Annotated in this window: 7 protein-coding genes, 2 tRNA genes and 1 pseudogene; 4 read left to right on the forward strand and 6 right to left on the reverse strand. The window is 71.2% G+C overall.

The window, feature by feature from the left end; genetic code table 11:
- Nucleotides 1-390: 390 nt before the first annotated feature.
- Genes AVL48_RS34715 through AVL48_RS34730 form a run of 4 tightly spaced genes read left to right on the forward strand, consistent with a single transcriptional unit; the run spans nt 391 to nt 8583 of the window.
- A complete protein-coding gene (locus AVL48_RS34715) occupies nt 391-1122 on the forward strand; it encodes a hypothetical protein (RefSeq protein WP_061987654.1) in 732 nt (243 codons plus the stop codon).
- 38 nt (nt 1123-1160) lie between these two features.
- Entirely contained in the window at nt 1161-2906 is a 1746-nt protein-coding gene (locus AVL48_RS34720) for a fatty acyl-AMP ligase (protein ID WP_061987652.1), read from the forward strand.
- Nucleotides 2903-7105 carry a type I polyketide synthase gene (locus AVL48_RS34725; RefSeq protein WP_061987650.1) on the forward strand — a complete coding sequence of 1401 codons (4203 nt, stop codon included), beginning with the start codon at nt 2903-2905 and terminating at the stop codon, nt 7103-7105. The genes AVL48_RS34720 and AVL48_RS34725 overlap by 4 nt, the downstream gene beginning before the upstream one ends.
- A complete protein-coding gene (locus AVL48_RS34730) occupies nt 7102-8583 on the forward strand; it encodes an MFS transporter (RefSeq protein WP_061987648.1) in 1482 nt (493 codons plus the stop codon). The genes AVL48_RS34725 and AVL48_RS34730 overlap by 4 nt, the downstream gene beginning before the upstream one ends.
- Nucleotides 8584-8741: 158 nt before the next feature.
- On the opposite strand, the gene AVL48_RS34735 is transcribed toward AVL48_RS34730, so the two are convergent.
- The 6 genes and pseudogenes from AVL48_RS34735 to AVL48_RS34760 form a co-directional block, all read right to left on the reverse strand.
- Nucleotides 8742-8813 (reverse strand) — tRNA-Val (locus tag AVL48_RS34735).
- Between the two features lie 35 nt (nt 8814-8848).
- Nucleotides 8849-8923: transfer RNA gene (locus tag AVL48_RS34740), tRNA-Val, on the reverse strand.
- A 99-nt stretch (nt 8924-9022) separates the two neighbouring features.
- Complete coding sequence (locus AVL48_RS34745; RefSeq protein ID WP_061987646.1) at nt 9023-10867, reverse strand: serine/threonine-protein kinase; 1845 nt, start codon at nt 10865-10867, stop codon at nt 9023-9025.
- A gap of 8 nt (nt 10868-10875) precedes the next feature.
- Entirely contained in the window at nt 10876-12759 is a 1884-nt protein-coding gene (locus AVL48_RS34750) for a serine/threonine-protein kinase (RefSeq protein ID WP_061987645.1), read from the reverse strand.
- 46 nt (nt 12760-12805) lie between these two features.
- A pseudogene (locus tag AVL48_RS34755) lies at nt 12806-13087 on the reverse strand (heavy metal translocating P-type ATPase); the annotation flags it as partial.
- A gap of 133 nt (nt 13088-13220) precedes the next feature.
- Entirely contained in the window at nt 13221-14342 is a 1122-nt protein-coding gene (locus AVL48_RS34760) for a DUF6801 domain-containing protein (RefSeq protein WP_061987641.1), read from the reverse strand.
- Nucleotides 14343-14387 lie beyond the last annotated feature (45 nt).

Consider the following 14387-nt stretch of genomic DNA (forward strand, 5'->3'; position numbering starts at 1 on the left):
GCAAAAGAAATCCAGCAGTGCGGACACGTTAAGCGGAAGAGCACTCTCCAGGCAATTGTCCTGCTCACAATACGGGAGGACAATATGAATGCCAGGGAAACAAGAAATGCGCTCGCATCCCCCATCCGGGTGACCCGTCCCTCACGGACGGTGAGCGACTGTGGCACGGTGGTACCAGATTGCCGCGCACACCTGGGAAAAGTACGAAAGTCGCAGGTCACCCGCAGTACACGAAGGACATTTACGTTCTCTTGACACCTTCCGGTATTCGATTTCCCGTCGTAGCCTTCGTCGTGCCGCCCGAGTTCGGCGTCCGCTGACGCGACTTTGGCGCCCGCGTCCCACCGAAGGGACCACGCCCCCATCAGGACCCTTCCGAAAGGGCTATTCATGGCTGCCCGAATTCGCCGCACCTCCCGTTTTTCGCCACCGCAGTGGCGGGGTCGCGCAGTCGCGCTCGTCGCCTCCGCCGCCGCGGTGGCCACCATTTCCGGCGCGTCCGGGGAATCGATTCAGGCGGCCGCGACACCGACTGCTCCGCCCCCGCCGGCCGCTCCCGCCGTTCCGCCCGCGGCCCTGCTTCCGCCCGAGACCGTCCCGAACGCGTCCGCGCGCGACGGTTTCGACCTCGGCCGGGTTCTGTCCACCTCGGACATCGGTAGTCGCGTGGAAAGCCGGATCGACGTCGACGGCTGTGAAGACGTCGTCCACGGCAAACTGGTCGGCGCGAACGCCACCGGACAGGGCTTCCAGTCCGCGGTACCCGGCGGCCAGGTCTCCGAACTCGTCGCACGTACGACGAACCCGCCCGACCTGACGGCATGGGCCGGTCAGGCCGCCCGGTGCTCGAAGGTGACGGTCGACGACGCGGCCGGTACCGCGGTGTCGACCGTCACCGTCCACCCCGCGCCTGCCGTCCCCAACGCGAAAACCCTTTCCTACGAACAATTCCTGACGCTTCCCGGGCAGCCCCCCGAGCTGCCGGGACTGCGTCTGCGGACCGTCGCCATCGCCGCCGACGACGTACTGGTCGTGCTTCGTGACGTCGGGACCACCGGCCTCGATCTCGACGCCCTCGCCGTCACCGCCTGGCAGCACGCCGCCGGACCGCTCGGCCGCTGAACCCCGCGATATCCCCCGCCGAACCCCGAGGAGACGCCATGTCCCTGGCCACTGAAAACCTGCCCGCCACGGCCGGCCCCACCCTCCCCGCCTGCCTCCGGCATTGGGCGGACGTCGCGGGCGACCGGCCCGCGGTGACCTTCACCGATTTCGCGGTCGATCGCGCCGGCCGTCGGCGAACCCTGACCTGGCGACAGCTCCAGGAGCGCGTCGACGCCGTCGCGGGCGCGCTTCCCGTCCGGCCGGGTGACCGGGTGGCCATCCTGTGCCCGCAGAGCGCGGACTACGTCGTCGGTTTCCTCGGCGCGATCACCGCGGGCGCGATCGCCGTCCCGCTGTTCGACCCCGGGCTGCCCGGCCACGCCGGACGGCTCGCCGCGGTGCTGACCGACTGCTCCCCCACCGCCGTCGTCACCACCGCGGCGGCCGAGGACGCGGTCCGCGGGTTCCTGTCCGGTCTGCCCGGCGGCGAACGGGTCGCCGTCCTCGCGGCAGACCAGCCCGCCGAAGGACCTGCCCGCGCGTGGCCGGTACCGGAAGCGGCGCCGGACGACGTGGCGTATCTGCAGTACACCTCCGGTTCGACCCGCAGCCCCGCCGGTGTGGTGCTGACCCACGCGAACGTGCTGGCCAACGTCGCACAGGCGGTACACGGCCTCGGCATCGACCCGGCGTCGGGAACCACCGTGTCGTGGCTGCCGCTGTTCCACGACATGGGTCTCGTCCTCGGTCTGATCACCCCGCTGGCGATGGGCATGCGGTCGGTGCTGATGGATCCGCTGGCCTTCATCGAACGGCCGGTCCGGTGGCTGGAGCTGCTGAGCGACCACAACGGAAGCTGGAGCGCCGCGCCGAACTTCGCGTTCCACTACTCCGCGACCCGGGTACGCGAAGAGGACCGCGCCAGGCTTCGCCTCGACCGCGTCGCGGCGATCGTGAACGGCGCCGAGCCGATCAACCCCGACGTGCTCGACCGGTTCCACGCCACCTTCGCCGATTCCGGCTACCGGCCGGAGAAGACCCGCCCCGCGTACGGGCTGGCCGAGGCGACCGTCTTCGTCACCACCGGGCCTGGCGAGCCGCCACGCGTGGCCACGTTCGACCGCGCCGCACTCGGAACCGGGACGGCGCGCCAGGCCGACGACGGCCTCAAACTCGTCGCCTGCGGTGTCCCCGTCGGCCAGCACGTGGCGCTGGTCGATCCGGAAACCGGCGTGGTGCTGGAAGACGGCTCGGTCGGCGAGATCTGGGTGCACGGGCCCAACGTCGGCACCGGCTACTGGCAGAAGCCCTTGGAGAGCACCGAAACCTTCGGTGCCCGGCTGACCGGCGACCACGAAGGGCTCCCTGAGTGGCCGTGGCTGCGCACCGGAGACCTCGGCGTCCGCCACGACGGCGAGATCTACATCGCCGGCCGGATCAAGGATCTGCTCATCGTCGACGGCCGCAACCACTACCCGCAGGACGTCGAAGCGACGGCGGCCTCGGCCGACCGGGACATCCGGCCCGGCAGCGTCGCCGCGTTCGCCGTCGAGGGGACCGACACCGAAGCCGCGGTCATCGTGGCCGAACATCGCCGCCACACCGAACTGACCACGGAGGACGAACGCGCCCTCGCCGCGTCGATCCGGCGGCTCGTTTCCGACGCGCACGGCCTCTCGCTGCGTGACGTCGTGCTCGTCCCGGCGGGCCGGGTCCCGCGTACCTCCAGCGGCAAGATCGCCCGCGCCGCCTGCCGCGGCCACTACCTCGCCGGCGACTACGGAAAGGCACTGGTGCGATGAGAAACCCGTCGTTGGACACCCCCGCGCTGCGCCGCTGGCTGCTCGACACCGTCGCCGGGCACATCGGCGTGGACTCCGCCCGGCTCGAACCCGACCGTCCGCTCAGTGACTACGGCCTGTCCTCCCGTCAGGCCGTCGGCATCGCCGCGGACCTCGAAGACCTGCTCGGCACACCGCTCCCGGCGACGCTGCTGTGGGAGAGCCCGACCATCGACCACCTCGCCCGCTCCCTCACCGGCGGCGGCGAACCGGAACCGGAGCCGACCGGTACCGATCGCCGCCGGACCGACCCGATCGCCGTCGTCGGCCTCGGCTGCCGCTGGCCGGGCGCGAACGGCCTCGAGGAGTTCTGGGACCTGCTGCGGACAGGACGGGACGCCGTCCGGACGGCGCCGCCGGGCCGCTGGACCGCCGACGCCGCACCGGTGGTCGGCGGTTTCCTCGACGACGTAGCCGGTTTCGACGCCGACCATTTCGGCATCACCCCGCGTGAGGCGTCCACGATGGATCCGCAGCAGCGGATGCTCCTCGAAGTCGCCTGGGCGGCCCTGGAACACGCCGGGATCGCGCCGGTTTCCCTGCGCGGCAGCCGGACCGGCGTGTTCACCGGCATCTCCACCCACGACTACGGGCATCTCACGATGGCGGGCGGCGACGTGGATCTGTGGACGGCCACGGGCGCGGCCGGCAGCATTTCCGCCAATCGGCTGTCCTACATCTACGACCTGCGCGGGCCGAGTATGGCGGTGGACACCGCCTGCTCGTCTTCGCTGGTCGCGGTGCACCACGCGGTACGCGCGCTGCGGGACGGCGAGGCGGAACTGGCCTTGGCCGCCGGGGTGAACCTCATGCTGCTTCCCGGGCCGACGGCCGCGTTCGCCGCGGCCGGGCTGCTCGCTGGCGACGGCCGCTGCAAGACCTTCGCCGCGGGCGCCGACGGCATCGCGCGTGCCGAAGGGTGCGGCGTCGTCGTCCTCAAGCGGCTGGCGGACGCCGAGTACGACGGCGACCGGGTGCTCGCGGTGATCCGCTCCACCGCGGTCAACTCCGACGGCCGGTCGCAGGGTCTCGCCGCCCCGAATCCCGTCGCCCAGCAGGACATGCTGCGCACGGCGTACCACGGCGCGCGGCTCGATCCATCCACTGTGGACTACGTCGAGGCGCACGGCACCGGCACGCTGCTCGGCGACCCGATCGAGGCACGCTCGCTCGGTGCCGTGCTCGGCAAGGACCGGACGGCCGACGCGCCCTTGCTGATCGGTTCGGTGAAGACGAACATCGCGCACGCGGAGGCGGCCGCCGGGATCGCCGGGCTGATCAAGGTCGTCCTCGCCATGACCCACGACGAACTGCCGCCCCAGCTGCATTTCACCGCGCCCAACCCGCACATCCCGTTCGACGACCTGCGCCTTCGGGTGGTGACCGAGCCGACGCCGTGGCCGCGACACTCCGGCCGCGCCACTGCCGGGGTATCCGCGTTCGGGTTCGGTGGGACCAACGCGCACGTGGTCCTGGAACAGGCGCCGGTGCCGGAACCCGCGCCGGAACGCGCCGACGTCCGGATCGGGCTGCTGTCCGCCCGGACCGCCGACCGGCTCACCGAACGGGCGACCCAACTGGCGAACTGGCTGGAGTCCCCGGCGGCGTCGTCGGCTTCCCTCGCCGACGTCACCCACACGCTGTTCCGGCGTGACAACGGCGGACCGCACCGCGCCGCTGTCGTCGCCGGGGACACCGCGGAACTGGCGGTACTACTGCGCGCCGTCGGCGCCGGAGCCGATCCGCTGCCCGCCGGGGCGGTCACCGGCTCGACCCGCACCACCGGCGGACCCGTCTTCGTGTTCTCCGGCCACGGCTCCCAATGGCCCGGCATGGGACGCGGGCTGCTGGCCGCCGAACCCGCCTTCGCCGCACAGGTCGACAAGCTCCACGACCTGTTCACCGAGCACACCGGCCGGTCACTGCGTTCCTTGCTCACCACGGAGGAGCCCCTGCCACTGCCGGAAACGCAGGCGGCCATCTTCGGAACGCAGATCGCGCTGGCCGCCCAGTGGGAGGCGCTCGGAGTCCGGCCCGCGGCCGTCATCGGGCACTCGCTGGGCTCCGCGGCCGCCGCGGTCGTGAGCGGCGTGCTCACTCCCGACGAGGCCGTTCACCTGGTCGCGACGCGTGCCCGGCTGCTCGGCACCATCGGCCCCGGCGGCGCGATGGCGGCGGTGGAACTGGCACCGGAGGAACTCGAGCTGTACCCGGACATCGAACTCGCCGTCGAATCCGCGCCGGGGCAGCTGACCGTGGCGGGTGACGCCACCGTCCTCGACCTGCTCGTCTCGGAACTGGTGGCGGCCGGGCTGACCGCGCGGCGGCTGCCGGTCGAGGTCGCCGGGCATTCCGTCCGCGTCGAACCCGTCCTGCCCGCGCTCCAGGAGGCACTCGCCGAACTGGGCGGTCGCCGCCCCACCGTGCCCTGGTACGACACGGTTCTGGCCGATCCGCGCGAGTTGCCGGACTTCGACGCCGGATACTGGGCCGCGCATCTGCGCCGTCCGGTGCGGTTCCGGCAGGCCGTGGCGGCCGCCGCCGCGGACGGCTACGGCGTCTTCGTCGAGGTGTCGCCCCATCCGATTCTGCGGGGATCGGTGGCGCGAACCCTTGAAGCCGAGGGAATCCGCGACGCCGTCGTCACCGGAACCCTGCGCCGGGGTCAGGACGAGGTCCGCGCGCTCGGTTCGGCCGCGGCCGAACTCTACTGCGCGGGCACCCGGATCACCCCCGCCGATCCGGACGACGGAGCCCGGCTGGTCGACGTCCCGCCGATGCCGTGGCGGCACGAACGGCACTGGTACACCGCCGTCGAGGAGCCGCCGACGTTCGCGACACGCACGGCCGAACCCGAACCGGTCCGCCGCGGTGGCGGGAACCGGCTGACGGAGATCGTCGCCGCCGTCATGGGGCTGCGGCCCGACCGGATCGACGCCGACGTCCCACTCGTCGAACTGGGGCTGGACTCCCTGATGGCGAACCGGATCCGCGAAGCCGTCCGCCGGGAGTTCGGCACCGAACCCGACGCCGCGAGCGTGCTCCGGGGCGCCACCCTCGCCGACCTGAATCGCGATCTCGCACCGCGCGAAGACGAGGATCCGCTTCCGGCACGAGGCCGTGCCTGGGACGCGGCGGACCGGCTGGTGCTCCGCCTGTGGCAGGAGCACACCGGGGCCGAAGCGGGCGGCACGCAGGTCCGGTTGACCGAGACTCCCGCGCCGGACCGGCTGGCCGGCCTGATCGCCGAGGGGCTCAGCACCGAACTCGACACCCCGATCGACGCCGCGGAACTTCTGCGGCACGACTCGCTCGCGGCCATCGCCGACGTCGCCCGCGCCGTCCTCGACACGAGGGAGGAACGGGGGCCGGTGCACGTCCTCACGCCCGGAGAGTCCGGTGTCGAACCACTGCTGCTGTTCCACCCCGGCGGCAGTACCTGCACCGTTTACCGGCCCCTGCTGGATCGGCTGCCGACAGCGGTGCCGTGTGTCGGATTCGAGCGCGTTCCCGGTATCGGCATCGAGGAACGCGTCGAACACCTGCTGCCGCTCGTGCGGGCACAGAACCGCGGCGGGGCGTACCGGCTGGCAGGCTGGTCCTTCGGCGGAGCGCTGGCCTATGGGGTCGCCACGCGGCTCGCGGAGGAAGGCGAAGAGGTCGAGTTCGTCGCGCTGATCGACACCATGCTCCCGCTCCCCGAACCGGACCTCGATCCGCGGGCGTCGTCCGCCCGGCGATTCCTGCGGTTCACCGGCTACGTCGAAGGGACCTACGGCCGCGAAGTCCGGCTCGGTCACGAGGAGCTGGCACCGTTGCCCGAAGAAAAGCAGATCGAGCTGACCATGCGCCGAGTCGCGGAGGCCGGCTTGCTCAGCCCCGGTGTCCTCCGGCATCAGCGTCAGTCCTTTTTGGACACGCTGGCGGCGGAACGGGGCACACCACGCCGCTACGACGGCCGTGTCGTCCTCTATCGGGCGACGGAGCAGTACGCCGCCGGACTCGCGATGGAGCCGCGCTACTCCCGCACGGACCTCGCGGCCGGATGGGCGGAACTGTGCCCAGGACTGGAGATCGTGCCGGTGGAGGCCCATCACCTGTCGGTGGTCGACCCGCCGCATGTCGATGTCGTGGCGAGGCATCTGGCAGGACTCCTGTGACCACGGCCCGGGCCGAGCGGGCGGTCCGGGCCAGACCGCTGCTGGCGGTACTCGGCGCCGGGCTCTTCCTCGTGGCGGTGGACGCGACCGTCCTGCACGTCGCGCTGCCCGACCTCGTCCGGCAGCTGCGGCCCGGAGCGGCGGCACAGGTGTGGATCGTGGCGATCTACCCGCTGACCGCCGCGCCGCTGCTGCTGCCGTTCGGCACCCTCGGCGACCGGTACGGGCGGAGACGCGTGCTGGTCACCGGGTACGTCGTGTTCGGGGTCGCGTCACTCGGCTGCGCGTTCGCACCGAACGTCCCGGTATTGCTGGGTTTCCGCGCGCTCCTTGGCTGCGGCGGCGCGATGATCATGCCGGTGACGATGTCGCTGCTCCGGGAACTCTTCCCGGAGCAGCGGCAGCGCCGGACGGCGATCGCGGTGTGCAGCGGGATCGCGGGCACCGGTTCGGTGTTCGGGCCGATCCTCGGCGGTGTGCTCGTCGAGACGTGGGGGTGGCGCGCCACCTTCCTGCTGAACCCGCCGGTGATCCTGGCGGCCGTGGTGCTGGCGCTGCGGTGGCTGCCCCGGAATCCACCGGGACGGCGGCCGTGGGACGCGCTCAGCGCGGGTCTCGCGGCGGGCGGTGTCCTCGGGATCGCGTTCGCCGTCGGACAGCCGGGCTCCTGGCTGACGGCCGTCGTCTCCGGGGTGGCCGGGTGTGTCCTCATCGGACTGTTCCTGCGCCGCCAACGCCGGACCGATCCGCCGTTGCTGGACCTGACGTTGTTCCGGCTGCCGGGGGTGCGGGCCGCGGTCGGCGGGGTGCTGCTGGTGATGAGCACCCTGGTCGGCCTTGGCCTGCTGTTCGCGCAGTACCTGCAGGTGGTGCTCGGCCTCTCCCCGACCGCGGCGGCGGCCCGGCTGCTGCTGGTACTCGGCGCGTCGGCCGTCGGCAGCGTGGTGACGCCGGCGTTGCTGGAGCGGTTCGGCAACGCGAGGGTCCGCACCGCCGGCTTCGCCGTGACGGCGTTGTCCTTGGTGGTCCCGTCGACGGGGTCGGCGGCGTTGACCTCGCCGGTGCTTCTCGGCGCCGGGCTGACCGGTTTGGGGCTGGGTATGGCGCTCGCGCTCACGTCGAGCACCGACACCTTGCTTTCGGCGACTTCGGCGGACCAGGCCGGGGGCGCCGCAGCGGTGGAGAAGACGGGCTACGAACTGGGTGCGGGTTTCGGCACGACGTTGTTCGGTTCCCTGGCGGCCGCGGTGTACGCGGGGCAGCTGGCGCTCCCGGCCGCGGTCCCCGATCAGGCGCGGCGACTGGCCTTGTCGGGACCCGCTCAAGCGGAGACGGCGGCCTCAGGCCTCACTCCGCAGTTAGCCGTCGAAGTACTCGACGCCGCACGGGCCGCCTGCACCGTCGGGCTTCAGGTGTCGGCGGGTGTGGCCGGTGGGGTGTTCTTGGTGGCCGCGGTCGCGTCTCGGACTCGTGAGTGATCCGGGTCGTTCTATTGAGGGATAGGGCAACGGTGGCGTGTCGGTGCCGGTGGTCGTGAGTGGCGTTTCGTGTTCTAACCCGAATCGCCACTCACGACACCCACCACGCACGAGACGCGAAAAGGCCCCACCCTTGCCGGGTGGGGCCTTCTCCGCGGTGGGCGATACTGGGATCGAACCAGTGACCTCTTCGGTGTGAACGAAGCGCTCTCCCCCTGAGCTAATCGCCCGTGGTACGAACTCCGGTCCGCCGGGGAAGCGAACCTGGTGCGCGATACTGGGATTGAACCAGTGACCTCTTCCGTGTCAGGGAAGCGCTCTCCCGCTGAGCTAAACGCGCGTGGTGAAGTTGTTCGTACTGAAGACAGTTTAGCGGACCCGTTTCGGGGCCCGCGCAGGGGATCCCCTTCTCGATCGAACCCCAGGCGAGCGGGCGGATTCAGGGCTTCGGGAGCTTCGGCACGATCGAGCCGGCGATCTCCTTCGTCCGGTCGCAGGGGCTTCCACTCCCCTCCTTGGCGCTCAGCCGGACGGCGACGTGTTCGGCCTCGCGCTCCGGCAGTGGACGGTGCTGCCAGGTCACGGTGCAGTTCGTGCCACCGAACTCGCGGATGTCGCCGGTGACGCCGTTGCCGAGGTCGACCGGCGAACCCTCGGGCACGTAGGCCCCCTGGCTCAGCTCGACGGTCACCGTCTCGCCACCGCCCTGCCATTCGCAAATACGCAACGCCCGCGGACCGGCCTGCGCGTTGGGCAGGTTCTTCGCGACCACCGCGGTATCGACGACGGCGCACGGGTCGAGCGGCAGCAGACTCGACGGGTCGCTCGCGCGGTCGACCTCATGCGTGCGCAGCCGGGTGACGGCGGCGGTCAGCATGTCGTCGGCGGCCTTGCAGGGGTCGCCTTCCCGGCCCGGATGCGAGACGACGACGCCGAGCCGCCGATCCGCCGGAAGCTGGATGACCGAATCACACCCGCCGCTGATCGTGCTGCGCAGCAGCGGAAGTCCATCGGCCGTCCGATCCGTTCGCACGACACCGCTGGTGCTCATCGGCTCGCCGAGCCGGATCTCGAAGGACTCGCCGTTGAGCCCGGTGTACTTGCAACGGGCGGGGTAGAACGAACGCGTGTCCGGCTTCAGGGTGCCGAACTCCTGCACGAACCGGCCGGCGAGGACCTGACACGGATCCACCAGGCGCAGGCGTTCCGGACTGAGCGCCTCGGTGGCCGCCAGCGACGTCACGCCGGGGTTCTCGGGTTTGGCGTGATCGGCGATGGAGAGACCGAGCGCGACGATCCCGGTGACCACGAGCAACACGACCGCGCCGAGTGCCCCGAACAGGATCTTCTTCGTCCGCGGCGCCATCTTCTCGGACGGCGGCCGCCAGATCGGCAGCGGCAGCGCCAGCACCGAACGCACTTCGGCGTCCTGCTGCTGGATCCGGGCGTGCACGGACGGCGGCCAGGGAGCCGCGCCGGGCGGCACGGGGCCGAGGTAGTCCAGGATCTGGTCCGGGGTCGGACGGCGCGCCGGATCCTTGGCGAGGCACGGTTCGGCGAGTCGCCTGATTTCCTCCGGGACCCCGGTGAGGTCCGCGGTGGCGTGCACGACGTTATACAGCGTTTGGGGTGCGGTCGGGCCGGTGAACGGACCGCGGCCGGTGGCCGCCATGACCAGGATCGCGCCGAGGGAGAACACGTCGCTCGCCCCGGTGACCTGCCCGCTTCCCGCCTGTTCCGGGGACATGAACGCGGGCGACCCGATGATCGCTCCCGTCCCGGTGAGTTCCTGCGCCTCCTCCGCCACCCGCGCGATGCCGAAGTCGATCACCCTGGGTCCGTCACCGGTGAGAATGATGTTGCTCGGCTTGAGATCCCGGTGGATCAGCCCGGCACGGTGGATCTCGGTCAGCGCGGCGGCGAGCCCGGAAGCCAGCAGGCGCACCGACACGGACGGCAGCGGACCGGCGGCGTCCACCGCTTCCTTCAGCGACGGCCCGGTGACGAAGACCGAGGCGAGCCACGGGGTTTGCGCTTCCGCGTCGGCGTCCATGACCGCGGCGGTGTAGGCACCGGACACCAGCCGGGAGGTGGCGACCTCGCGCCGGAACCGTTCCCGGAAGCGGGGATCGTGCGCGAACTGGGCGTGCAGCTGCTTGACCGCGACGAGCCTGCCGTCCGGCGCGAGGCCCAGTACGACGCGGCCCATGCCGCCCTCGCCGAGCTCGGCGATGATCCGGTACGGGCCGATCTGCCGGGGTTCGCCGGGTTTCAACGGTTTCACTGACCAGCCTAGGGTTTCGGAAGTTTCTGCAGCAGTGCCCCGGCGAAGTTCTTCGCTTTCTCGCAGGCCAGTTCGGCGTTCTTCTCCGCGCCGCTGGTGCCGACGGTGAGCTCGACGTTCTCCCCGACCCGGTCACTGACCGGCCGGTGCTGCCAGGTCAGCGAGCAGGTGGAGCGAGCGGCGCCATCGTCCGACCTCGCCAGGTACACCTTGGTGCCGCCGAGATCCAGCGTGGCGGTGGCCGCGTAAGACGAGTACGTCGCCTCCGTCGGCGGAGTTCCCCGCACGAAGCTCAACCGGACACTGCCCGCGGCGTCGTACCGGCATTCGTGCAGATGCTCGCGGATCGTCTCCACCACCGGGCCGATGAGCCGGTCCACGGTCGCGGCACCGACCAGCGCGCACGGATCCAGCGGCGCCAGCGTGCCTGCCGCGAGGTCGTGCTCGTGACCACCGGCCCGGATCCGCTTGACCGCGTCGGCGAGGGCCGCCTTCACCACCGGGCACGCCTCGTCCTTTGTGGACAAGGAGTTCACGCCGGCGGTGAGGTTGGTGTTCAGCAGCCCGGTGACGGGGACCGCGACCTCACACGAACCGGCAGACCCCTTGACGGCCAAAGGAAGCCCCTCCAGTTCGCCACCCGCTTCGGCTTGGAAGAGGTCGCCGCCGATCTTCAGCTCCAGCCACTTGCCCGCGGGCGAGGAATACGTGCACCAATCGAACTGGGTGCCGTTCTTCGTGCTCAGCTTGCCGAGACCGGGCACCTCGCGGCCTTCGAGCACCTTGCACAGATCCACCTTGCGCAGGTTGTCCGGACCGAGCGGATCCGGGTTGACCGGAGTGGTGACCGGCTCGTCCGGCTGCGGTGACCCGCTCGGTGCCGCGACGGCGGGAGGCGGGCCGTCCTTGTTCAGCGAAACCGCGGCGACGACGCCACCGGCCAGCAGTACGACGGCGGCCGCGGCGATCCCCGCGTAAAGGCCCCGACGGGACCGCTTCGACGGTGGAGGGTTCAGCAGCCGCCGGATTTCGGCCTGCTGCGTCTCGATGAGGTGCGGTACCACCGGCGGCCAGGGGCTGGTCGTCGGCGGGATCGGGCCCAACCGCTCCAGCACCCAGGCGGGGGACGGCCGGTCCGCCGGGTTCTTCGCCAGGCACGGCTCGGCGAGCTGCCGGACCTCGGGCGCCAGCCGGCGCAGATCGGGCTGGACGTGCACGACGTTGTAGAGCGTGTGCGGGGTGGACGTGCCGGTGAACGGACTGTTCCCGCTCGCGGCCATGACGAGCAGGGCGCCGAACGCGAACATGTCGCTCGCCGGGGTCAGCGGCTTGCCCTCGGCCTGCTCCGGCGACATGAACCCGGGCGAACCGATGACCGCGCCGGTGTGCGTCAGCTCCGAGTCGCCCTCGGCGGCGCGGGCGATCCCGAAGTCGATCACCCGGGGACCGTCGCCGGTGAGGATGACGTTGCTCGGCTTCAGGTCCCGGTGGATCAGCCCGGCGCGGTGGATGTCACCCAGCGCCAGCGCGAGCCCCGCGGCGAGAGACCGGATCGCCATCGGCGGCAGCGGTCCACCGGCGGCGACCGCTTCGGCCAGCGACGGGCCTGGTACGAACATCGAGGCCAGCCACGGTGTCGGCGCGTTCGGGTCGGCGTCCATGACCGGCGCGGTGTACGCGCCGGACACCAGGCGCGAGGAGGCGACCTCGCGGCGGAACCGTTCGCGGAAGCCGGGATCGTGGGCGAAACCCGGATGGACCTGCTTGATCGCGACCAGGCGTCCGTCGGCGGAGACGCCGAGCAGTACCCGGCCCATCCCGCCTTCCCCGAGCGCGGCGAACACCCGGTAGCGCCCCACGCCGGTGGGTTCGCCGGTGTTCAACGGCTTCACGAAGGCCCCCTTGTCCGGGGCGATGGTACAAAACCACCCGCAAGTGTCACGCGGCGCGTCGGTCCGCCCGGCCGAAGTCTCTCAGCCGGAGGCTGTTGGACACGACGAGCACGGACGACAGCGACATCGCCGCCCCGGCGATCAGCGGGTTCAGCAGGCCCAGCGCGGCCGGCGGGATCGCGGCGACGTTGTAGCCGAACGCCCAGGCCAGATTCCCCCGGATGACGCGCAGAGTGCGGTCGGCGAGCCGGATGGCGTCGGGGACCACCCGCAGATCTTCGCGGACCAGCACGATGTCGGCCGAACGCAGCGCGATGTCGCTGCCGCGCGAAGCCGCTGTCCCGGTCCTCTTCGCCGCGAATCTCCGCCGTGTAGCCGGCTTTGCGGAGCCGTTCGATGAGGACGTCGTCGGCCAGCGCCGGCCCGGCTACTGCGGTGGTGGTGGAAACAGGTGTCCTGGATCAGGGCTTGCGCGGGGTCAGCACGAGATCGAACGTGTTGCCCTCGCCCTGGACGAACGTGCTCAGATACGGGGTGAACGCGCCGCAGCCGGTCAACGGCGCGAGCGCGTAGGCGCCCGTGAGCGTGCCGCCTCCCGCCATGGTGAACCCGTCCCCGGTACGCAGTTCCGCCGTCGACGGGCTCGAGGTCCGGCAGCCGGGGCCGCTGCTGACCGGCATGCCGAGGAGGGTGACGAGCGGCAGAACGGTGGTGAACCGCGGCCGGGCGACGAAGCCCGTTCCGATGAGGTCGCCGCCCTGCGGTCCCTCGGCGACGAACTCGAGATCGGCCACGCCCGGCACGAAACCGTACAGCCGGAAGTCGGTGTGGGCCTTGTCGAACACCGGACCGCCGGAAAAGACCGTGGACGAGGTGGCGCTCAGGTCGAACGTGCCGGTCAGCGGCGCGGTGGCGCCCAGCGCCTTGACCGCTGTCTTCCCGGCGACGGCGTAGTGGCGCCCCGCCGGGGCCCCGCCGAGGTCGAAGGAGAGCAAGACCGCGTCCTGGCCGGGGTCGAGGGTGCAGTCCGAGGTGAACGCACCGATCCCGGTGAAGGAGCCATCGGCCTTCTTCGGGGTCAACCGGGTGGTGAAGTCGCCGACGGTGAGCGTGGTCTTGCCCGGCTTCGCCAGCGTCACCGTGGGAACGGAACCCGTCGCCACCGTGCTGAACGAGCCGGACGACGGGAGGTCGGTCTTGGCGACGTTCAGCGGAATACGCACCGGAAACGGGTTCGCGTCACCGTTGACGAGCGTGACACCCGCCGCCGCGGTGCCTTCGACGGTGGTGGCGCCGACAAGGTTGAGCCCGCGCGCCGCCTTGTCCGGCACGGTCACCGTGATGGTCAGGCCGGAGGTGGTGAGCGTGCCACCAGGCGCTGTCGGGACCTCGAAGTCGGCCTTGATCACCGCTTCGAGCTTCTGCAGCCCGATCAGCGGGAACGGACAGGTGAACGACAGCTTCTTCTCGACCGGCGTGCCGGCCGCCGCGCTGTGGACCGCGACGAACAGCAGGCAGCAGGCGGTGAGCAGGACGATGAGGCCCGTCGCGAGCAGCATCCGGACGTTGATGCGGAGGGGCATGGTCGCCTTCCCGGAAAAGGCACCGGTCCCCGCCGCGGGAGGCGA

The sequence above is a fragment of the Amycolatopsis regifaucium genome (assembly GCF_001613935.1).
Lineage (GTDB): Bacteria > Actinomycetota > Actinomycetes > Mycobacteriales > Pseudonocardiaceae > Amycolatopsis > Amycolatopsis regifaucium.

What these genes read in the sequence shown, in the direction of transcription:
- AVL48_RS34715 (WP_061987654.1), top strand. Translation starts at nt 391, where the DNA reads ATGGCTGCCCGAATTCGCCGCACCTCCCGTTTTTCGCCACCGCAGTGG.
- AVL48_RS34720 (WP_061987652.1), top strand. Translation starts at nt 1,161, where the DNA reads ATGTCCCTGGCCACTGAAAACCTGCCCGCCACGGCCGGCCCCACCCTC.
- AVL48_RS34725 (WP_061987650.1), top strand. Translation starts at nt 2,903, where the DNA reads ATGAGAAACCCGTCGTTGGACACCCCCGCGCTGCGCCGCTGGCTGCTC.
- AVL48_RS34760 (WP_061987641.1), bottom strand. Translation starts at nt 14,342, where the DNA reads ATGCCCCTCCGCATCAACGTCCGGATGCTGCTCGCGACGGGCCTCATC.